Origin of the sequence: Microbacterium laevaniformans (assembly GCF_016907555.1) — a bacterium.
GTDB classification, from domain to species: domain Bacteria; phylum Actinomycetota; class Actinomycetes; order Actinomycetales; family Microbacteriaceae; genus Microbacterium; species Microbacterium laevaniformans.
Genome location: NZ_JAFBCE010000001.1, coordinates 14,435 through 36,133, shown reverse-complemented (window position 1 = coordinate 36,133; position 21,699 = coordinate 14,435). Strand labels below are relative to the sequence as shown.

The 21,699-nt window shown below is 70.9% G+C and carries 16 protein-coding genes; 11 read left to right on the top strand and 5 right to left on the bottom strand.

The window, feature by feature from the left end; translation table 11 throughout:
• Window positions 1-231: 231 nt before the first annotated feature.
• The 6 genes from kdpF to JOE53_RS00125 all read left to right on the top strand — a co-directional run bounded on the left by kdpF (window position 232) and on the right by JOE53_RS00125 (window position 8,623).
• Complete coding sequence (kdpF, locus tag JOE53_RS00150; RefSeq protein ID WP_016463763.1) at window positions 232-321, top strand: K(+)-transporting ATPase subunit F; 90 nt, start codon at window positions 232-234, stop codon at window positions 319-321.
• The gene (gene kdpA / locus JOE53_RS00145) at window positions 321-2,009 is read left to right on the top strand and encodes a potassium-transporting ATPase subunit KdpA (protein WP_061681118.1); all 1,689 of its coding nucleotides are present in this window, start codon (window positions 321-323) and stop codon (window positions 2,007-2,009) included. The genes kdpF and kdpA overlap by 1 nt, the downstream gene beginning before the upstream one ends.
• Before the next feature lies 1 nt (window position 2,010).
• A complete protein-coding gene (kdpB, locus tag JOE53_RS00140; RefSeq protein ID WP_204946404.1) occupies window positions 2,011-4,176 on the top strand; it encodes a potassium-transporting ATPase subunit KdpB in 2,166 nt (721 codons plus the stop codon).
• Window positions 4,177-4,200: 24 nt separating this feature from the next.
• Entirely contained in the window at window positions 4,201-4,809 is a 609-nt protein-coding gene (gene kdpC, locus JOE53_RS00135) for a potassium-transporting ATPase subunit KdpC (protein ID WP_204946403.1), read from the top strand.
• A gap of 567 nt (window positions 4,810-5,376) precedes the next feature.
• Window positions 5,377-7,929 (top strand): DUF4118 domain-containing protein, encoded by a 2,553-nt coding sequence (locus JOE53_RS00130; RefSeq protein WP_204946402.1) that lies wholly within the window; start codon window positions 5,377-5,379, stop codon window positions 7,927-7,929.
• A gap of 4 nt (window positions 7,930-7,933) precedes the next feature.
• Window positions 7,934-8,623, top strand: coding sequence for a response regulator (locus JOE53_RS00125; RefSeq protein WP_271170979.1), 690 nt, complete (start codon window positions 7,934-7,936; stop codon window positions 8,621-8,623).
• A gap of 185 nt (window positions 8,624-8,808) precedes the next feature.
• Here JOE53_RS00125 and JOE53_RS00120 read toward each other — a convergent pair whose 3' ends face one another.
• From JOE53_RS00120 to JOE53_RS00100, 5 genes are all read right to left on the bottom strand, one after another.
• On the bottom strand, window positions 8,809-9,771 hold the full coding sequence (locus JOE53_RS00120; RefSeq protein WP_204946401.1) for an SRPBCC family protein: 963 nt from the start codon (window positions 9,769-9,771) through the stop codon (window positions 8,809-8,811).
• A 1-nt stretch (window position 9,772) separates the two neighbouring features.
• Window positions 9,773-10,135 carry an ArsR/SmtB family transcription factor gene (locus JOE53_RS00115; RefSeq protein ID WP_043341692.1) on the bottom strand — a complete coding sequence of 121 codons (363 nt, stop codon included), beginning with the start codon at window positions 10,133-10,135 and terminating at the stop codon, window positions 9,773-9,775.
• A 260-nt stretch (window positions 10,136-10,395) separates the two neighbouring features.
• On the bottom strand, window positions 10,396-10,725 hold the full coding sequence (locus JOE53_RS00110) for a TraR/DksA family transcriptional regulator (protein WP_005054869.1): 330 nt from the start codon (window positions 10,723-10,725) through the stop codon (window positions 10,396-10,398).
• Between the two features lie 82 nt (window positions 10,726-10,807).
• Window positions 10,808-16,330: a metallophosphoesterase gene (locus JOE53_RS00105; protein ID WP_005054868.1), complete on the bottom strand. Its 5,523-nt coding sequence runs from the start codon at window positions 16,328-16,330 to the stop codon at window positions 10,808-10,810.
• A gap of 126 nt (window positions 16,331-16,456) precedes the next feature.
• Window positions 16,457-16,852, bottom strand: a complete 396-nt coding sequence (locus JOE53_RS00100; RefSeq protein ID WP_204946400.1) for a VOC family protein — start codon at window positions 16,850-16,852, stop codon at window positions 16,457-16,459.
• A gap of 90 nt (window positions 16,853-16,942) precedes the next feature.
• Between JOE53_RS00100 and JOE53_RS00095 the strand changes: the two genes are divergently transcribed.
• The 5 genes from JOE53_RS00095 (at window position 16,943) to JOE53_RS00080 (ending at window position 21,697) form a co-directional block, all read left to right on the top strand.
• Window positions 16,943-17,230: a hypothetical protein gene (locus tag JOE53_RS00095; protein ID WP_233449437.1), complete on the top strand. Its 288-nt coding sequence runs from the start codon at window positions 16,943-16,945 to the stop codon at window positions 17,228-17,230.
• 89 nt (window positions 17,231-17,319) lie between these two features.
• Window positions 17,320-19,656 (top strand): phosphoribosylformylglycinamidine synthase subunit PurL, encoded by a 2,337-nt coding sequence (gene purL / locus JOE53_RS00090; protein ID WP_204946399.1) that lies wholly within the window; start codon window positions 17,320-17,322, stop codon window positions 19,654-19,656.
• 5 nt (window positions 19,657-19,661) lie between these two features.
• The gene (locus JOE53_RS14900) at window positions 19,662-19,796 is read left to right on the top strand and encodes a hypothetical protein (RefSeq protein WP_267911488.1); all 135 of its coding nucleotides are present in this window, start codon (window positions 19,662-19,664) and stop codon (window positions 19,794-19,796) included.
• A 173-nt stretch (window positions 19,797-19,969) separates the two neighbouring features.
• On the top strand, window positions 19,970-20,926 hold the full coding sequence (locus tag JOE53_RS00085) for a TolC family protein (RefSeq protein ID WP_204946398.1): 957 nt from the start codon (window positions 19,970-19,972) through the stop codon (window positions 20,924-20,926).
• Window positions 20,927-20,935: 9 nt separating this feature from the next.
• Window positions 20,936-21,697 (top strand): hypothetical protein, encoded by a 762-nt coding sequence (locus JOE53_RS00080; protein ID WP_204946397.1) that lies wholly within the window; start codon window positions 20,936-20,938, stop codon window positions 21,695-21,697.
• Window positions 21,698-21,699: the final 2 nt, after the last annotated feature.

Below are 21,699 nucleotides of genomic sequence, written 5' to 3'. Positions count from 1 at the left end.
TGAGCGAGCCGTGAGGACATCGCGAGCACCCGTAGGGAAACCGTAAGGACGTCGGAAGCCGCCGCCGCGGCGGAGTTGTATCGGATCCCGTGCCCATGGTGGGCGCCCGCGCGGAATCAGCGAGCGCGGTCAGTGTCCGGGAGTTCCTGTGCTCGATGTGATCTACGTCGTCGTGACGATCGCGGTGTTCGCGATCGTCGCCCTCGTCGCGAAGGGGGCGGAGCGGCTCTGATGGACATCTTCTCGATCATCGGCGCCGTCCTCGGTGTCGCCAGCGTCGTCTACCTGGTCGTCGCCCTCGTGAAGCCGGAGCGCTTCTGATGGGCGTCGATTCCGCAGACATCTGGTTCGGCGTGCTCCAGATCGCCACCCTCATCCTGCTGCTCGCTCTGCTGTATCGCCCCGTCGGCGACCTCATGTTCCGCATCTTCACGGGCGAGAAGGATGCCGCCGCAGAGCGGGTCGTCTACCGTCTCATCGGCGTCGACGCGCGCAGCGAACAGACCTGGCAGGCCTACACCCGCGGCGTGCTCGCCTTCTCGCTCATGGGCGTGCTCTTCGTCTACGCGCTGCAGCGCCTGCAAGCCTTCCTGCCCGCTTCGCTCGGGCTCCCGGCCGTGCCGGAGGGCCTGGCGTTCAACACCGCGGCATCCTTCGTCACCAACACCAACTGGCAGTCGTACTCTCCCGAGGCGACCATGGGCTACCTCGTGCAGCTCGCCGGCCTCACGGTGCAGAACTTCGTCTCCGCCGCCGTCGGCATCGCGGTCGCCATCGCGCTCGTGCGCGGCTTCGCGCGGCGCGGGCAGAGCACGATCGGCAACTTCTGGGTCGACCTCACGCGCGGACTCGGTCGGCTGCTGCTGCCGATGGCGGTCGTGGCCGCGGTGGTCCTGCTGTCCGGCGGCGTCATCCAGAACCTGAACGGATTCGTCGACGCGCACACCCTCACCGGAGCGACGCAGTCGATCCCGGGCGGACCGGTCGCCTCGCAAGAGGCGATCAAGATGCTCGGCACCAACGGCGGCGGGTTCTTCAACGCCAACTCCGCCCACCCGTTCGAGAACCCGACGCCGTGGACGAACCTGGTCCAGCTGCTGCTGATCCTCGTGATCCCGATCTCGCTCCCCCGCACGTTCGGCCGCATGGTCGGCGACAACCGTCAGGGCTACGCGATCCTCGCGGTCATGTCGACGCTGGCGATCGCGTCGATCGCCGCGGTGAGCGCGCTCGAGGTCGCCGGACACGGCACCGCCCCGCAGCTCGCGGGCGGCGCGATGGAAGGCAAGGAGCAACGCTTCGGCATCGTCGGCTCGGCGCTGTACGCAGCCGTGACGACCCTCACCTCGACCGGCGCCGTGAACTCGATGCACGACTCGTACACCGCCACCGGCGGCATGATTCCGCTGCTGAACATGATGCTCGGCGAGGTCGCCCCCGGCGGTGTCGGGTCGGGCCTGTACGGCATGCTCGTGCTCGCGATCATCGCCGTGTTCGTCGGCGGACTGCTCGTGGGTCGCACCCCCGAGTACCTCGGCAAGAAGATCGGCCCCACCCAGATCAAGCTCGCGAGCCTCTACATCCTGGTGACTCCGACCCTGGTGCTGGCGGGAACGGCGTTGAGCTTCGGCATCCCCGCCGTGCGGGCCGATGTCGAGGCGACGTCGATCCTCAATCCCGGCATCCACGGCATGACCGAGGTGCTCTACGCGTTCACATCGGCCGCGAACAACAACGGCTCGGCGTTCGCCGGACTCACCGCCAACACGCCCTGGTTCAACACGGCGCTGGGCGTCGTGATGCTGCTCGGGCGGTTCGTACCGATCGTGCTCGTGCTCGCGCTGGCCGGCTCGCTCGCCGTTCAGGAGCGGGTCCCGTCCACGGCCGGGACGCTGCCGACGCACCGTCCGCAGTTCGTCGGGCTGCTCGCGGTCGTGACGGTCGTCATCACCGCTCTCACCTACTTCCCCGTTCTCGCGCTGGGTCCCCTGGCAGAAGGTCTTTCCTGACATGAACACGTCCGCTCCGGTCCTCGACCGTCCGCAGCCCGCCGGTGACGACGCCGCGTCGTCGCCCGCTCCCACCCGCCGCGCGTTCGGCTGGACGCAGCTGGTCGGGGCCCTCCCCGGGGCCCTGCGCAAACTCAACCCCGCCGAGCTGTGGCGCAGCCCCGTGATGTTCCTCGTGTGGGTGGGCGCGGCCCTCACTACCGCGATCGCGATCGCCGAGCCCTTCCTCGGCGGCCCGCAGAGCTCCGGCGGCACCCCGGTGCCAGGCGGCTTCACGTGGGGCATCGCCGTGTGGCTCTGGCTGACGGTGCTGTTCGCGAACCTCGCCGAGTCGGTCGCCGAAGGCCGCGGCAAGGCGCAGGCGCAGGCCCTGCGCACGACCCGCACGGCCACGGTCGCGCACCGAGTGCGCGGCTACGACGCCGCCGCGGATGCCGCGGCCACCACCGCCGCGACCGAAGACGTGGCCTCGTCGGAGCTGACCCTGGACGAGGTCGTGGTCGTGTCGGCCGGCGAGCTCATCCCCGGCGACGGCGACGTCATCTGGGGCATCGCGACGGTCGACGAATCGGCCATCACCGGCGAATCGGCCCCGGTCGTGCGCGAATCGGGTGGCGACCGCAGTGCCGTCACGGGCGGCACCCGCGTGCTCAGCGACCGCATCGTCGTGCGCATCACCTCCCAGCCGGGCCAGACCTTCGTCGACCGCATGATCGCGCTCGTCGAAGGCGCGAACCGTCAGCGCACCCCCAACGAGATCGCCCTCGGCATCCTGCTGGCGAGCCTGTCGATCGTGTTCGTGATCGTCGTGCTGACGCTCAACCCGATCGCCTCGTACGCGGCGAGCCCCGTCAGCATCCCCGTGCTCGTGGCGCTGCTGGTGTGCCTGATCCCGACGACGATCGGCGCGCTGCTGTCGGCGATCGGCATCGCCGGCATGGACCGCCTCGTGCAGCACAACGTACTGGCCATGTCGGGCCGCGCCGTCGAGGCGGCCGGCGACGTGACCACGCTGCTGCTCGACAAGACCGGCACGATCACCTACGGCAACCGTCGCGCGACCGCCTTCCTGCCGCTGACGGGCGTGGACGAGAGCGAGCTCGCACGCACCGCCGCCCTGTCGTCGCTGTCCGACCCGACACCCGAGGGCGTGTCGATCGTCGAGCTCGCCGCCGCGCGCGGCGTCGAGGCGGTCGCCCCGGACGACGCCGTCGCGGTCCCCTTCACCGCCCAGACCCGCATGAGCGGTCTGGATCTGGCCGACGGCACCGTCATCCGAAAGGGCGCCGGCAGCGCCGTGCTGGCGTGGATGGAGCAGGCCGGTCCGGTCGCGGCATCCGTGCGCACGCAGCTGACATCGGACATCGAGTCCGTGTCGCAGTCCGGCGGCACACCGCTGGTGGTGGCCGTTCAGGATGCCGCGGGCGCGCGCGTGCTGGGAGTCGTGCACCTGAAGGACGTCGTCAAGGAGGGCCTCGCCGAGCGGTTCACGCAGTTGCGCGCGATGGGCATCCGCACCGTGATGATCACGGGAGACAATCCGCTGACGGCGCGGGCGATCGCCGCGGAGGCGGGCGTCGACGACTTCCTCGCCGAGGCGACCCCGGAGGACAAGCTGGCGCTCATCCAGCGCGAACAGGCCGGTGGTGCCCTCGTTGCGATGACCGGCGACGGCACCAACGACGCCCCCGCGCTCGCGCAGGCCGACGTCGGCGTCGCGATGAACACGGGCACCTCCGCCGCGAAGGAGGCCGGCAACATGGTCGACCTCGACAGCGACCCGACGAAGCTCATCGACATCGTCCGGATCGGCAAGCAGCTGCTCATCACCCGTGGAGCGCTGACGACGTTCTCTCTCGCCAACGACATCGCGAAGTACTTCGCGATCATCCCGGCGATGTTCATGGGCGTCTTCCCGGGACTCGCGGCGCTGAACCTCATGCAGCTGCACTCGCCCGCGTCGGCGGTCACCAGCGCCATCATCTTCAACGCGATCATCATCGTCGTCCTGATCCCGCTGGCGCTGAAGGGCGTCGCCTACCGGCCGGCGAGCGCCTCGCAGATCCTCGGGCGCAACCTCCTCGTCTACGGACTGGGCGGAGTCATCGCCCCCTTCGTCGGCATCAAGCTCATCGACCTCGTCGTGAGCCTTCTCCCGGGCTTCTGACCGGGCTCTTCGAAAGGCATCGTCATGTCCACCCGCACTTCCCTCCGCCATCTCGGCGTCGCCGCCCGCGCGATGCTCGTCGCCACGGTCGTCCTCGGCATCGCCTACACCGCCGTCATCACGGGCATCGGCCAGGTGGTCCTGCCCGCGCAGGCCAACGGTTCCCTCGTGCGCGACGCCGGCGGTCAGGTCGTCGGCAGTGCGCTGATCGGCCAATCCTTCACGGATGCCGACGGCGCAGCCCTCCCGCAGTACTTCCAGTCGCGGCCATCGGCCGCGGGCAGCGGCTATGACGGCACGGCCTCGAGCGGTTCGAACCTCGGGCCCGAGAACAGCGACCTCGTGACCGCGATCGGCGAGCGTCAGGCCGCGATCGCCTCGGCGGACGGCGTGCCGGTGGGCGACATCCCCGCCGACGCCGCCACGGCATCCGGTTCGGGACTCGACCCGCACATCTCGCCGGCGTACGCGAAGCTGCAGGTGGCGCGTGTGGCGGCGGCGCGCGGCCTCGACCCCGCCGTGGTGACGGCGCTCGTCGATCAGCACACCACGGCGCGGGACCTCGGCTTCCTGGGCGAGGCCCGCGTGAACGTGCTCGAGCTGAACATCGCTCTGGATGCCGCGAGCCGGTGACGCGGCGGCCTGTGGCGTGCGGCGTTTCGACGCGCTGCGCTCGCTCGACGACCGGGGCCGCGTCGGAACGCCCGGGGCAACCGGACTGCAAGGTCGACGCGCCGACACGCAGCCGGAGCGACGGATGCCACGGCGTGTCCCCCGGCATCCCTTGCAGTTCGGGCCGGTTGCGGTTGGTTCAGCTCGGGCAGGTGGGGGTGGCCGGGTCCCGACGACCGGCAGCGCCTACCCCACCCCAACTGCAAGGCCGACGCCGCGACACACCGCCGGTGCGACGGATGCCACGGCGTGTCCCCCAGCATCGCTTGCAGTTCGGGTCGGTCGCCGGGCCGGCGGTGGCCGAGGTCGGGGCGGGCCCACGGCGGGAGCCCCGTCCGGCCCGCAGACCCCACCCCAACTGCAAGGCCGACGGGCCGACACGCCGCCGGTGCGACGGATGCGACGGCGTGTCCCCTGGCATCCCTTGCAGTTCGGGTCGGTTGCCGGGTCGGGCGAGCGGCACGGCCCGGCCCACGAGAACAGCTTCGGCGGCGGCCGGGGAACCGACGGGAGAACTAGGGTGAACGCATGAAGCGCGGCAGTCTGCGGGTGCTGCTCGGAGCCGCGCCCGGCGTCGGCAAGACGTACGAGATGCTGTCCGAGGGCCATCGCCTGCTCGCCGACGGTCGTGACGTCGTCGTGGGGATCGTCGAGACCCACGGCCGTGCGGCGACCTCGGCCCGAGCGGAAGGCCTGCCCACGCTCGGACGCCGGCGTCTGCGCCACCGCGAGGTCGAGCTCGACGAACTCGACCTCGACGGCCTGCTCGATCGGCATCCGGAGATCGCGCTCGTCGACGAGCTCGCCCACACCAACGCACCCGGCTCCCGCAACGAGAAGCGGTGGCAGGACGTCGAAGAGCTGCTGGCCGCCGGCATCGACGTCATCACGACCGTCAACGTCCAGCACATCGCCTCGCTCGGCGGAGTGGTCGCGCAGGTCACCGGAGTCACGCAGCGCGAGACGGTACCGGATGCCGTGGTGCGCGCCGCCGACCAGATCGAGGTCGTCGACCTCGCGCCGCAGTCGCTGCGCGACCGGCTCGCCGCCGGCGCCGTCTATCCCGCCGAGCGCATCGACGCCGCCCTGTCGAACTACTTCCGCCTCGGAAACCTCACGGCCCTGCGCGAACTCGCGCTGCTGTGGCTCGCCGACGAGGTCGACAGCGCGCTGCAGAGTTACCGCGAGGAGCACGGCATCCGCGGGGCGTGGCAGGCGCGCGAGCGCGTCGTCGTCGCCCTCACCGGCGGCCCGGAGGGCGACACGCTGCTGCAGCGCGGGGCGCGCATCGCCGCGCGTGCTGCCGGCGGCGAGCTGCTCGCGGTGCACGTGACGACGCAGGAGGGGCTGCGTGCCGCCGCTCCCGGGGCCCTCGCTGCCCAGCGCGCACTCGTCGAGTCGCTCGGCGGCAGCTACCACCAGGTGATCGGCGAGGACGTGCCGCGGACCCTCGTCGAGTTCGCGCGATCGGTCAACGCGACGCAGCTCGTGCTGGGCGCCAGCCGCCGCAGCCGCCTCGGCGCGGCGTTCACAGGCCCGGGCATCGGGGCCACGGTCATCCGCGAGTCGGGCGACATCGACGTGCACATCGTCACCCACGCCGCCGCGGGCGGAACCCTGCATCTGCCGCGCGTGACGGGCGGAGCGCTCGGCTGGCGCCGGCGCATCCTGGGTCTGGTCGTCGCGCTCACCGGCGGGCCGCTGCTGTCGTGGCTGCTGTTCGCGACCTCCATCGAGGAGACGATCACCTCCGACGTGCTCTCGTACCAACTGCTCGTGGTCGTCGTGGCGTTGATCGGCGGCATCTGGCCGGCGCTGTTCGCGGCGGTGCTGTCGGGGTTGACGCTCGATTTCCTCTTCATCCATCCGCGTTTCACGGTGACGATCGACAACCCGCTGCATGCGCTGGCGCTCGTGCTCTACGTCGTCATCGCGATCCTGGTGAGCTGGATCGTCGATCAAGCCGCACGTCGCACGCGCCGGGCTCGGCGCGCGGCTGCCGAGTCGGAGCTGCTGGCGACGGTGTCGGGCAGCGTGCTGCGCGGCGAGAGCGCCGTCCCGGCTCTGGTCAGCCGCACCCGCGAGGCGTTCGGCGTGAGCGGGGCGCGCCTGCTGGCCGGAGACGGATCCACCCAGCAGGTGCTGGCGACCGACGGCGAGCCGGTGCGCGACGGCCGGGCGATCGTGGTGCCCGTCGGCACGGATGCCGCGGGGGGCCCTCGCGCCACGCTCGAGCTGCACGGCGGCGATGTCGGCGCCCCGGAAAGACGCCTCCTCGATGTCATCACCGCCCAGCTCGCCGCAGCTCTGGAACACAGCGAGCTCACGCAGACGGCCCGCACCGCCGACGCCCTGGCCGCCACCGACCAGGTGCGCACGGCGCTGCTGTCGGCGGTCAGCCACGACCTGCGCCGCCCGCTCGCCGCGGCCATCGCGGCCGTCGGCGGCCTGCGTGCGGCGGGGCCGTCGCTGAGCGCCGCCGATCACGACGAGCTCGTCGCGACCGCCGACGAGTCGCTCGCCGCGCTCGCGGCGCTGGTCACCGATCTGCTCGACGTCAGCCGCGTGCAGGCGGGCGTGCTCGCCGTCTCGCTCTCCCCCGTCGACCTTGCGGGAGCAGTCCTCGAAGCCCTCGATGAGCTCGGCATCGGACCCGACGTCGTCGAGCTCGCGCTCGATCCGACCGTCCCTGCGGTGCGCGCCGACCCCGTGCTGCTGCAGCGGGTCATCGTCAATGTGCTCGCCAATGCGCGCCGCTACGCGCCGCCCGGCACGCGCGTGCGCATCGCATCCAGCCGGCTCGGCTCGACCGTCGAGCTGCGGATCGTCGACCACGGCCCGGGCGTCAGCGCCGACCGCCAGGACGAGATCTTCGCTCCCTTCCAGCGGCTCGGCGACACCGACAACACCACGGGGCTGGGGCTCGGGCTCGCCCTGTCGAAGGGCTTCACCGAGGGCATGGGCGGCACGCTGACGCCCGAGACCACGCCCGGCGGGGGGCTGACGATGGTGGTCTCGCTGCCGGTGGATGCCGCGGCATCCACTCTCGCCGCGCCCTCGTTCGCCGAAGCGGGAGGATGAGATCGTGAAGATCCTGGTCGCCGACGACGATCCGCAGCTCGTGCGGGCGCTGCGGATCACCCTCGCCGCGCACGGCTACGACGTCGTCGCCGCGCCCGACGGCGCCGCCGCGATCGCCACGGCGGCCCAGGCGCGCCCCGACGTCGTCATGCTCGATCTCGGCATGCCGCGCCTGGACGGCATCGAGGTGATCCACGCGCTGCGCGGGTGGACCGACCTGCCGATCCTCGTCGTGTCCGGACGCACGGGCTCGGCCGACAAGGTCGAAGCACTGGATGCCGGCGCCGACGACTACGTCACGAAGCCGTTCCAGATCGACGAGCTGCTCGCACGCCTGCGCGCCCTCGCACGTCGGCGGGGCGTGGCAGCGGCGGCATCCGTGGACACGCCTGTCGTGCACTTCGGCGATGTGGAGGTCGATCTCGCCGCCACCCGGGTCGTCCGCGGCGGCGAGGTCGTGCACCTGACGCCGACGGAATGGCGGATGCTCGAGTTCCTCGCCCGCAACCCGGGCACGCTCGTGACCCGGCAGAACCTGCTGAGAGACATCTGGGGAACCGACCAGGTGGCCGACTCGGGTTATCTGCGCCTCTACATGTCGCAGCTGCGCAAGAAGCTCGAGCGCGATCCGGCGCATCCCCAGCATCTGCTCACCGAGCAGGGCATGGGCTACCGCCTCGTGCTCGGGGACTGACCGCGATCGAGTCGCGCCGCCCCCGCCCCCATCCGAACTGCAAGGCCGTAGCCGCGACACGCGGGCAGGGACAAGGGATGCCGCGGCGTGTCGGGCAGTATCCCTTGCAGTTGCGTCGCGGAGCGACCGCGCCCGCGTTTCGACTCGCTGCGCTCGCGCAGCGCCGAGCCGAAACGCGCCACCCCTCAGCCGGCGACGACCGCCTCCAGGCGCACGTACGAGGCCTCCATGCCGTCGGTCATGCCGGTGGCGAGGATCATGTCGCGCGTCTCCTTGTCGGGATACTCGATCAGCAACGTCAGCAGGGTCGCACCATCCTCCTCGTAGAGCTGCAGGTCATTGACCGTCGCCGGTCCCGGCATCCCGATCATCCGTTCGGTGGAGACCTCGCGCCAGATCGGCTCACTGAGCACGGTCTCGCTCTCGAACCCGAACCGGGTCGACTCGTCGTCGCCCTGCTGCCAGACGAAGCGGGTGGTCTCGCCGACCTCGCACTCGATCATCTGCCAGCCGTCGGGTCCCAGCAGCCACTGCCGCAGCAGCTCGGGCTCGTGGTGGGCGCGCCACACCAGCTCGCGCGAGCCCTCGATGAGCCGGGTGATGCGCACGTGCTGATCGGTCAGCAGCTCGGTGCGGGTGCCCTTGCCCTGCGCGTAGGCGCGGAGGTCCTGCAGCACCGCGTCGAGCTGGCTCATCGCCAGACGCGAACCCTCGATCGCGCCCATCGCGACGACCTGCTCGAGCGCTTCGAGCGACGTGAAGAAGGTGGTGTTGGTGAGGCGCGAGCCCTCGGCGGTCGCCTCGAATGAGAAGAGCATCCGCATCGACGGGAAGCCGTCGAGCTTCTCACCGTCGTCGCCGATGAACGAGTCGAGCACCTCGAAGCTGCGTCCGGGCTCGACGTTCAGCACCTCCCACGATCCGGCGGAGCGCTCGCCCTGCGGGCTCGTCATGCGGTAGTCGACGCGTCCGCCGGGGCGCAGATCGAACGACGTGAAGGTGGCGGGCCAGCCGGGAGGGCCCCAGAAGCGCTCGAGCTGCCGGGGGTCGGTGAAGGCCTCCCAGAGGCGGGCGACGGGCGCCGCGGCATCCGCGACGAGGGTCATCGTGAGGTTCTCGAGGTCGGTCGTGATGTCGGTGACGGGCATGTCAGTCTCCTTGCGTGGGACGGGGATCGTGCGGTTCAGCCAGCAGAGCGTCGAGACGGTCGATGCGCGAGCGCCACAGGTCTTCGTAACGGGCGAGCAGCGCCCGGGCGCGGGAGATCATGCGCGGGTCGGCGCGCACGAGGCGCTCGCGTCCCTCGGCGCGCTTGACGACGAGGCCGGCGGCTTCGAGCACCGCCACGTGCTTCTGCACCGCGGCGAACGACATGTCGTAGTCCGCGGCGAGCGTCGAGACCGACTGCTCGTCGACGATCGTGCGCCGCAGGATGTCGCGCCGCGTCGCCGCCGCGAGGGCGTGGAACAGGCGGTCGGTCTCATCGTCGCTCAACTCAGTTTGTGCAACCATTTGGTTGTACATTAGGGCAGAGGATGCCGGGCGTCAACACCCTCGGCGGGTCGACCGGCGCCTCCCGGCCAGGCGCTGCCACCGCGTTGCGTGCGGAGGGCGCGCCGAACTCCTCCATCTCGGCCCGATCCTGCGGCTGAGGCCGCTCCACACCGCCGTGAACCGGCCGAATGGAGGAGTTCGGGACGCCGCGTCATGCGTCCGACCGGATGCCGGGCGCTCGGATGCCGGGCGCTCGGGCGCGCAGGATCGGCTACGGGTCAGGCGGCGCAGGCGATGCAGGTGGTGGCCATCGGCCGGGCTTCCAACCGGCCGGGCGCGATCACGTTCCCGCAGACGACGCAGATGCCGTAGGTCGCGGCATCCACGCGGGCGAGCGCGGCGTCGACCTCCGCCCGCTCGTCGAGCACGGAACGACGAAGCGCATCGATGCGCTGCCACTCGCCCGACAGGGTCGAGCCCTCGGGGTCGTGCTCGTCGTCGGCCGTCGCGTCGGAGCGGTCGGCGCGCACGGCCGCGTCATCGGTGTCGAGCCGCATCAGCAGGGCATTGAGCTCCCGCCGCCGCGCGGAGAGGACGTCACGGGACATGCCCCGAGCGTACGTCAGAGCTCCCCCGCCGCGACGCGGGGGGCGCACCCGCGAACGGATGCACCCCCCTGCGGCGACGGGATCAGTGCGCGTGACGGCGACGCCGCATCACCACGACCAGGCCGGTGAGCATCAGCAGAATGCCTCCCGCCAGAACCGCCCCCAGGTCGTCACCGTGTCCACCGGTTGCGGCCAGGCCCGCCGCCGTGACCGTCACGGCAGCGGACGCCACGACCGTGTCGGGAGCGTCGGCGCGCGACAGCTGCAGGGTGTGCGCTCCGGGCGTGATGGACTGCGGTATCAGCACGGTCACGTCGATCGAGCCGTCCGCGGCGGCGGTCACTGTCGCGAGGAGCACCGGCGTCGAATGCAGCACCAACCGGTAGGAGGCCGCGGGCGTGAGCCCCTGCACCATCACGCGCACGGTTGCTCCCGCGCTCACGCGGTCGAGCGACAGAGCGAGCGCGACCGCCGGGGTAGCGCCGCCGGTACTCGGCAGATCGGTGCCGCCTCCCGTGCCCGGCTGCGGAGCGCCACCGCCCGTCCCGGGCTGCCCGGTGCCGCCCCCCGCGCCCGGATCGGTCGAACCGCCCGTGACCGCGGTGAAGGTGCGCACCTCGGAGTACTCCAGTCCGCCGTGCGGGCCGGTGGCCGTGACGTACCATCCGCGCTCGCCCGCCGTCAGACTCTTCCAGTCGACCGTGGAGACCGAGCCGGAGGGCGCCTGGGCGACCTTTCCGACCTCGTCGGCGGTGAGGATGTCGGCCCGGAACGAGTCGGTCGCGAGCGTCTTGGTCTGCGTCTTCAGTCCGATCGCGGAGTAGGGGATCGTGAACTCCTGCATGCCCTCGGGGCTCGTGAGCGCCGGGTCCTGCGAGTCGAACATGTCCAGCGACGGCGAGTAGGTGCGGACGATCATCCGCCCGTCCTTGTTGTCGAAGTGCAGCAGACGCAGGTAGCCGAGCCCACCCTCCTGCAGACCCTGATAGTCGAACAGCATCGAGTAGACCGTGCGGTCGGGCTGGCCGTCGCCGTTGTCGTCGATCGCGTCGGTGCGCGTGTACGCGTCGTGGTAGTGGCCGGAGCTGACCGCGAAGACGTTCGGGTTGGCCTTGACGACCTCGTCGAAGATGCGCTGCGGGATCGGCCCCAGACCACCGGTGGTGAGCATGTATTCGTGCAGGTCGATCCACACCTTGCGCTCGGGGTAGCGCTGGATGACGGCGTTCATCCACGCGATGTCCTGATCGTTGGACGCCGCGTTGTTGACCGCGGGCCAGCCCATGTACAGCATCAGGAAGTCGACTCCGCCGACCGTGATGAGGTCGTAGTGGCCACGGTTGTCCTTGTACGACCCGCCGTACCAGGGGTTGCCGCGGTAGCGGCTCTCGCCGAAGTACGTCGAGAAGTTCGAGTAGTCACCGGCCGCGTGGCCCACGTCGTGGTTCCCGGCGAGGACGCCGTACGGCAGCCCCGCCTCGTCGAAACGCTTGTACTGTGCGTCGGCGTTCTTCCACTCGTACTCGGGGTCGTCGTTGCCGGCGGCCCGGTCGGTGGCGACGTAGTCGTCGACGATGTCGCCGGTGTGCATGACGTACTGCAGGTTGAGGCTGTCGCGCTGCTTCAGCAGGAAGTCGTGGATGTCGACCTGGTGCTGGTAGAAGGTGTCGTCACCGGTGGTACCGGCCAGGTAGCCCTGGTTCTCGTTGTAGTACTGCGTGTCCGACTCCCAGCCGATCGTGAAGTCGTACTGGTCGCGCGGGGTGGCCCCCGCGTTGTACGCGGTCACGGCATCCGTCCGGCTCGAGCGCGCGGTGCCGGCGAAGCCTTCCGAGTGCTGCACGAGGAAGGTGAGCGTGCCGCCGTCGGCGTGAGTGTCGACGGGGACGAGCGCATTGAGGGTGAAGTCGGTGGCCGCACCCCCGGTCGTCAGGTACTGGTCGACCTTCTCCCACGATCCGTCGGTCTTGCGGGCGTACAGCAGCACCTTCGCGTCGGCGTTGGCGCGCCCCTGCCAGGTGACGCGGGCGAGCGCGCCCGAGCCGGAATCGGCCGGCACGTCGATCGTGAACAGCTGGTACGGGAAGGCCGTGTCGCTCGTGGCGGCGACATCCACCCCGTCGGTCACGGAGAGCGTGGCGAGGTCGTCGGCGCTCAGCGGCACGGCATCCGTGCGGTCGCCCGCCGCTGCCGTCGTCGTCGCTCCGGATGCCACGTGCACCTGGCTCTGCGCGGGCGTGAACGTGTACCCCCGGCGGAAGCTCAGGTCGAGCGCGTCGGCCTCGGCCGAGGTCGCAGTGGCGGAGAGCGTCGCCTTGTCGCCCGTGACGGTGCCGCCCGCCGAGGGCGCCAGCAGCGTGATGCCCGGGCGCTCGTCCGCCGTGCGGAAGGCTATCGTCCGCGTGGCGGTGTTGCCGACGTGGTCGCGCGCCGTGAAGACGGCCGTGTGGTCGCCCGGGGCGAGCTTCAGCGACGAGGTGGTCAGCGGCAGCGTGACCGCGGCGCCGTCCAGTGTCGCGGTCAGCGTGTCGAGACCCGAGCCGGCATCCGCGGCCGAACCGTCGACCGAGAACTCACCTCGGTAGAGCCGACCGTCGGTGAGGGCCGTCGTGATGACGGGCGCGGTGTTGTCGACCCGCACCGACCGTGCGACGCGGTCCGCGCCGTCGGTGGCCGCGACGGTGTGGGCACCGTCGCCGACCTCCGTGGTGTCCCACGTGGCGGCGATCGAGTCGAACGCGTCGGCCGGGATGTCAAACGTGAGATCGATCGAGACGAGCGCGTCGTCGCTGAAGTTCACGCGCTTGTCGCCCGTGGCGCACGTGTACGGCGCCGGAGCGGTCACCGCCCCGTCGGCCTCCCAGCTGGTCGCGCAGCTGACCGGGCGCAGCACGCGTCCGTCGGGCAGCGCCAGGCGGAAGTTCAGCGCAGAGAAGTCGTCGTTGTTCTCGTTCGGGTCGCCGCTGGGCTGGGCCTTGGTGCCAGACGTGACGGTGAGGGTGAGGGGCTTGCCCTTCTCCACACGGGTGACCGGCACCGCCGCGTCGACGGTGACGATGCGCTCGTAATAGCCCTCGTCGAAGATCTTCAGCACGTCGTCACCGAGCTTGACGCCGTTGCGGAAGAACGCGTCGGTGTTGGTCGCCTCGAAGGCGAAGATCGGCCCGGCCTCCAGCGACGGGGTCGCCGAGTCCAGCGCCGCACCGTCGGCGCTGAGCGCCAGAGCGCCGGGTGCGGCGTCGCTCGTGCCCTGCACGCGCACCGGGCCCGACACGAACTGCCCCTCGGTGAGGTTCAGTCGCACCGGGTCGGTCGCGGCATCCGTCAACGTGACGCGCACGGGGCCCAGGGTCGTGGTCTGCGAGCCGTCGGTCGCGGTCAGGGTGTACTCCACCCACCGCTTGCCGAACAGGTCGACCTGAGGCACGGAGTACAGGTAGCGGTTCGCGGCGCCGAAGGTGAGATTGCGCGTGATCGTCGCACCCAGGTTGTCGGTGAGAGTGAGGGTGACGGTACGCACCTCGTGATCGTCGGTGATGTCGAACCCGAGGTCCAGGCCCGGCGTACTGGGTGTCTCCGTGCCGCCGGTGAGGTCGGTGATGACGGGTGCGGTACCTGCGGCGGGAGCGGGGCGCAGCCCGGAGCGCACCTGGTCGTCGCTGACGGACCCGGGCGTCGGGGTGTCGAGGCGCAGCAGCGCCTGGACCGTGCCGTCGGCGGGCTGGGGAGACCAGATCGGCGCGGCGCCCTGCGGATTCCAGGCGTACTGGATCGCCGTCGTGGACGTCGTCTGGTCGTCGCTGAAGTAGTAGGCACGGCTCACATCGGTGCCGACGTTGGTGGAGATCTGGATGCCGCGCGATCCGCCATTGGCCATGCCACCGGACGACACTTCGATCAGGTTCTGGCCGGAGACCAGTGACGTGCCGAACTGCGCATTGAAGTCAGCGGCTGTCAGCGCGGTGTTGTTGCCGTTCTTCACCCACAGGACCAATGCCGTGCCGGGCTGGATGACCGGGTTCGCGGGCGTCGCCGGCCACTGCGTCGATCCTTGCGAGACCGGGCCGCTGAGCGAGTTGTCCGTGTAGACGTAGTTGATGACGTAATCGCCGAAGTTCACCGGCGCGTCGGAGGCGTTGTAGACCTCGACGAACTCGTAGGCGTCGGACCCGTGCACGTTCACGGTGTCGGGGGCGAGCTCGGTGATCTGCAGGATCGGCGAGGTCAACGCCGCGTCGGTCGGGCGGGTGAGCGCGCTCGTGACCTGAGCGGTCGTGATCGCACCGGGGGTGCGCGGAGCGTTCTCGGCGATGACGACCGCGTCGATGCCGCCGATGGTCGAGGGCACGCCGAACTGCACGACCCCGCCTGCGCTGTCGATCTTGCCTGCGCCCACCCAGGCGCGGTTGATCACGGCGCCGTCCTTGACAAGGCTGAAGCCCCGGTTCCCGCCGTTGGCGAAGCCCTCCTGGGTTCCGAAACGGTAGACAGGCACGTCGGCGCCGAGGCTGTAGAAATCCCGGAACTGCTGGATGCTCATCGAGCGCTGCGTGCTGCTCTCCTTGTAGTTCATCCAGAACAGGGCCACACCGCCGGCGGGGATCACCGTGGCGGTGGTGCCGTCGCCGTCCTGGCGGAAGACGGGCTGGTCGCTGCCGGCGTTCCACTGCGACGTGTTGTAACGGATGCCGATCTTCTGCGCGTCGAGATCGATCGGCTGATCGGTCGTGTTGGTGACCTCGAGGTACTCGTACAGGTCGGTGCCCGGGTTGTCGCCGAGGATCTCGGTGATCGCGAGCGGGAAGTAGCGGGCCGCGTTGCCGGCGGCGCCGGGACCCACGGTGGGAGCTGTGGCCGTGGGGGTCGGGGTGGGGGTCGGGGTGGGCTCGGTCGGGGTGATGACGGCGGGCTTTCTCTGCGCGTCCGTCACGGTGCCGGCCGTGTACACGCCGTCTCCGAGCGACAGCGCGCCCCGCGAGGATGCGTCCGTCGGGACGCCGAAGTGGGTGGAGCGACCCTTGTCGGTCGCGTCTCGTGTGTACGAGGACCACGTGACCGTCTCGCCGTTGCGTGCGATGCGGATGCCGCGAGTGCCGGTGTTGGACATCCCCGCCTGTCCTGTCACGTGAAACAGGGGCACCTCGTCGGTGGCTCCCACGTGTGCGCGGAACTGCGCATCGGTGAAGCGCGTGCTGTCCACCGTCGAGCCGCTGGTGTACTGCATCCAGAACACGGCGGACGCGCCCGCGGGGATCACGGGGCTCGCCTCGGTGACGATGAGGGGCTTCTCGGCGGTGACGTCGGTGGGGGAACCCGTCGCGTTGTAGATGTAGCTGAGCGCGTACCCGCCCGCGCGCACATCGATCGGCGCCGAGGAGAGATTGGTGATCTCGAAGAACTCGAACTGGTCCTGATCCCCCGTACTCCCACCGACGAGGTCGGGGGTGCCCGCGTTGTCAGGCGCGATCTCGGAGACAAGCAGAGGCCACGCCGCGGGCTGCTCGGCCGCAACCGCTCCGGTCGCGGTCAGAGTTCCGAAGGCCAGAGCGACGACGAGCGCTCCGGCCCCATGGGTGCGAAGGAAGGACGGTACGTGGAGGGACACAAAGGGTGAGCAAAGCGGTCGGAAGCAGACGGCCGGAAGCGAGCAGGTTAACCGCCGATGACCGCGAGGGCACCGTCTGTTCGACTCGGGATACCATCCCCTTCCGCCGCGCAGCGACCGGGTCGCTCATCCCTGGTAGCCGATGAGCCAGGCCACCCCGAACCGGTCGCGCACCTGACCGTCATGGTCGCCCCAGGGTCGCAGCGCGAGTGGGTCGAGCACGTCGCCGCCCTCGGCGAGCGCCGCGAACCACTCCTCGAGCGTCGCCGGCTCGGCGGTGCCCAAGAGGGAGAACAGGATGCCGCGAAGCTCCAGAGTCGGCTCGCCGGGAGCGGCATCCGACGCGAACAGCTCGACGGCACCCTGCAGCATGCCGTGCGCGATGTGGTCGGCGGGCCCGTCGTCGCGCCCGAAATCGCCGAACGTCGCGAGGACGAGCTCGCCGCCGAACACCCCGCGGTAGAACTCGAGGGCCGCGCGAGCCGTGCCGTCGAAGAAGAGATACGGGGTGAGTCCGGTCATGGGGGCGAGGATACGTCGCAGCGGCAACATCCACGAGCCCTCTTGTCAACCCCCGTGCGTCACCGCCGATGGCGGCGAACAGTGGAGGTCATGACGCAGGAGGACCACATGACCGACCCGCACACATCCCCCGACAACACGCCTGGTGTGGGAACCGAAGACGCGCCCGCGACGACCGAGCCCGACACTGAAGAGCTGACCGCGTCGAGCACGGAGAAGGAGCCGGGCGAGGAGCCCTTGGCGCCGCATCCCGAAGAGCCGCTGGCGCCGCATCCCGACGAGCCGCTCGCGCCGCACCCGACCGAGCCCACGCTGCCGCAGGCCGCCGAGCCCAGCCATCACGCCGTCGGCATCGGCGTGATCGACGACGAGGCCTGAACGGCACGGCCCGACCCGCGCCGCCCGGTCGACGGCCGCCCGGCTAGACTGAGGCCGTCCCCGGCACCCGAGTCTTGGAGTCCCGCCGCGTGAGCACCCCCGCATCCGACAGCAAGGTCGCAGACACTGTCGAGAACGCCGTCCAGACGCCGGAGAAGGAGCAGCCGTACGCGGCGCTCGGCCTCAAGAGCGATGAGTACGCGCAGATCAAGGAGATCCTCGGTCGCCGTCCCACCAGCGGCGAGCTGGCGATGTACTCGGTGATGTGGAGCGAGCACTGCTCCTACAAGTCGTCGAAGATCTACCTGCGCCGCTTCGGCCAGAAGGTCTCCGAGGAGATGAAGAAGCGGCTCATGGTCGGCATGGGCCAGAACGCGGGTGTCGTCGACGTGGGCGAGGGCTGGGCGGTGACCTTCAAGGTCGAGAGCCACAACCACCCGAGCTACATCGAGCCGTTCCAGGGCGCCGCAACCGGTGTGGGCGGCATCGTCCGCGACATCATCTCGATGGGCGCCCGTCCGGTGGCCGTCATGGACCAGCTCCGTTTCGGCGCGATCGACAATCCCGACACCGCCCGCGTCGTGCACGGTGTGGTCAGCGGCATCAGCTTCTATGCGAACTGCCTGGGCCTGCCGAACATCGGCGGCGAGACGGTGTTCGACGCCGTCTACCAGGGCAACCCGCTGGTCAACGCCCTCGCGGTCGGCGTCATGCGACACGAGGACATCAAGCTCGCCAACGCCACCGGCGCGGGCAACAAGGTCGTGCTCTTCGGCGCCCGCACGGGCGGCGACGGCATCGGCGGCGCATCGATCCTCGCGTCCGACACCTTCGCCGACGGCGGCCCGACCAAGCGTCCCGCCGTGCAGGTCGGCGACCCGTTCGCCGAGAAGGTGCTCATCGAGTGCTGCCTCGAGCTGTACCGCGACGAGCTCGTCGAGGCGATCCAGGACCTCGGCGCCGCGGGTATCTCCTGCGCCACGAGCGAGCTGGCCGCCAACGGCGGCTCGGGCATGCGCGTGGACCTCGAGAACGTGCTGCTGCGCGACCCCACGCTCACGCCGGAAGAGATCCTCATGAGCGAGAGCCAGGAGCGCATGATGGCGATCGTCGCGCCCGAGAAGCTCGACGCGTTCCTGGCCGTGACCGGCAAATGGGATGTCGAGACCAGCGTGCTCGGCGAGGTGACCGGCGACGGCCGCCTGCAGATCTTCTGGCACGGCGAGCAGATCGTCGACGTCGACCCCTCCACGGTCGCGGTCGACGGCCCGGTCTACGAGCGCCCCGTGGCCTACCCGACCTGGATCGATGCCCTCCGCGACGACTCGGCATCCGCCCTGCCGCGCACCGACGACCCCGCCACCCTGCGCACGCAGTTCCTCGATCTGCTCGGCAGCCCGAACCTCGCCGACACGAGCTGGGTGACCAACCAGTACGACTACTACGTCATGGGCAACACCGCCCTCAGCTTCCCCGACGACGCCGGCATGATCCGCGTCGACGAGGAGAGCGGCCTGGGCTTCGCCATCGCCACCGACTGCAACGGGCGCTTCTGCCAGCTCGACCCCTACGCGGGCGCGCAGCTGGCCCTCGCCGAGGCGTACCGCAACGTCGCCGTCACGGGCGCCGTTCCGACCGCCGTGACCGACTGCCTCAACTTCGGCAGCCCGGAGAACCCCGAGGTCATGTGGCAGTTCGGCCAGGCCGTCGACGGTCTTGCCGACGCGTGCCTCGAGCTCGGCGTCCCGGTCACCGGCGGCAACGTCAGCTTCTACAACCAGACCGGCGACACCCCGATCTTCCCGACGCCCGTCGTCGGCGTGCTCGGCATCATCGATGACGTCGCCCGCCGCATTCCGAGCGGCTGGCAGGATGCCGGCGAGAACATCTACCTCCTGGGCGTCACCGCCACCGATCTGAGCGGCTCGGCGTGGGCCGAGACCGTGCACGGCCACCTCGGCGGACGCCCGCCGGCGGTCGACCTCGCCCAGGAGAAGCGTCTCGCGGAGCTCATCCACGCGGCATCCCAGCAGGAGCTCGTCTCCAGCGCCCACGACCTCTCGTCGGGCGGGCTCGCCCAGGCCCTGGCCGAAGCGGTGACGCGTTTCGGCGTCGGCGCCCGCGTCTGGCTGCGCGAGATCATGGAGCGCGACGGCGTGGATGCCGCGACCGCCCTGTTCAGCGAGTCGACCGGCCGCGTCATCGTCTCGGTGCCGCGCGAGGAGGACGTGAAGTTCCGCGGACTGTGCGAGGGCCGCAGCTACCCGGTACTGCGCATCGGCGTCACCGACGCGACCGCCGACACAGCGGAGAACGCCCTCGAGGTGCAGGACGTGTTCACGGTCGCGGTCTCGGAGCTGCGGGCGCGCTCGCAGGCGACACTGCCGGCCGCCTTCGGACCTACGGTCGTCGAGCCCGTAGGCTGAGGCGCATGAGCGAGCCGGACGAGTACGAGGGCATGAACGAGGCGCGCACGCGCCGCACCCGCATCATCGCCTGGGTCACGATCGTCGCGCTGATCCTCGTCGGCGGCGGCGCCGCGGTGCTCGCGTTGCTCTTCGGCTGAGCCGCCCCACGAACTCCGCACACAGGCACGTACTCCGCACCCGCGTGCCCGGATGCGTGCGGAGTTCGTCACAATCTGCGGAGTTCGTCGACGTTCACGCGTGCGGGCGAGGGGCGGATGCCGCGGCATCCCTCTCTGCGAGCGCTCCCAGGCGGCCTGGCTAGGCTGAGGGCGTGGATCCGCTCTGGGCGACGATCGCCGAGTTCTGGTGGATCGGACCGGCGACGATCGGTACCGGCACCCTCGGCTGGCTCGGGCTGCGCCGCGAACGGCGCGAGCGTCGCCGGCGTATCGAGCTCGACGCGGCCCGGCTGGAGCTGCGAACGGCGAAGCGCGATGCGGCGACAGCCCGTGCCGCGGTGCGGGTGGCGCGCACGGAGCTCGATCGGCTGCAGGCCGAGCGCGCGACCGGTCGCGCGAGTGCGACGGATGTCGCCGCGGCGCGGCGGCAGCTCGACCGCGCCACCGACGAGGTCCGCGTCGCGACGGCGACGGCCCGGTCGCGGCGCGCGCACGTGACCGCCGCGCGGGCCGCGCTGCCGGCGGCCGGCGACGACGCCCACCTACCGGTCGCGCGCATGATGCGGGCACACGACGAGATCATCGCCCGATGGTTGACCTATGAGACCGATCCGGCGCGGCTCATCGCCTTCCCCGCGATGACCGATGCGCGCCAGCCGCTGACCGCCGCCTTCCTCGCCGCTGACAAGGCGGCGCGGGAGCAGCGTCCGGCCTCCGCGCACGCCCGCGTCACGCCCGCGCAGTTCACCGCGTACCGCGACGCGGTGGCCGCCGCCGGGCGCGCCTTCGCCGTGGCCGAGGCCGAGGCCTGGCGGCAGGCGCGCGCCGCGGGCGACGCTCCCGCGCGTCCCCAGCCCGGAGACCCGGATGCCAGGACCACGGGCGCCCCGGTGCGCGAGCAATGGACGATCATCGCCCAGAGCCTGACGCAGACCGCCCTCGCGCGCGGCACCGAGGCGCTGGCCCGGGTTGTCTCGGCACGCACGTCACCGGTGGTGTCCGACGCGGCGTCCTCGGGCACGGCAGGTGCCGACGACGGTGCCGCGGGCGATCCGGATGCCGGCGGCGGTCGCCGTGTGTGGCCGGTTCCGCGCCGCCCCCGCGCGTAGGGTAAGCCCGTGGATCACTTCTGGACCTTCGCCGGCAGCTACTGGTGGCTGGTGTTTCCGCTCCTCGGCATCGCCGGCGGTGCCGCGCGCCGCTGGGACGTGCTCGCGCAGCGCCGCCACGCGCGCCAGCTCGAGGTGATGCGCGCGAAGGCCGAGCTGAAGACCGTCACCGCGTCCACGCGGGTCACCGGTGGCGGCCAGCCGCAGCCGATCACCAAGCCGTCGCCCCTTCCCGACCAGCTCGAGAAGCTCTTCGCCGTGCACGACGACGTCACGGCGCGCTGGCTGGAGTATGAGCTCGACGTCGCCCGCATGATCGCCTTCCCGACCATGAGCGACGGCCGGCAGCCCCTGACCGCCGCGTTCCTCCGCGCCAAGAAGGTCGCCGACCGCCTGCGCCCGCCGACCGCCGACGCCCGGGTGAGCCCTGAGCAGCTCGCCGAGTATCGCACCGCCGTGACGGACTACGAGGTGGCCTTCGATCTCGCCGAGCGCGACGCTCGCCGCGTGCGCGACTCGCAGTTCACCGAGACCGAGCGCAAGCGCCTCGCGACTGCCCAGCAGCTGTTGAGCGTCGCCCTCGACGAGTCCGCCACGCCGGCCGAGCGGCAGGTGGCCTACCGGCGCGTGCGCGAGGAGGTCGACGGCCTGTTGGCCCTGTCCGATGAAGCCGTCGAGATCTTGGAGAACAAGGTCGCCCTGCAGATCGAACGGCCGCACCCCGCCCCCGACGACGAACGGGGCCCGGCGAGCGCCGGACCCCGACCCTGAGT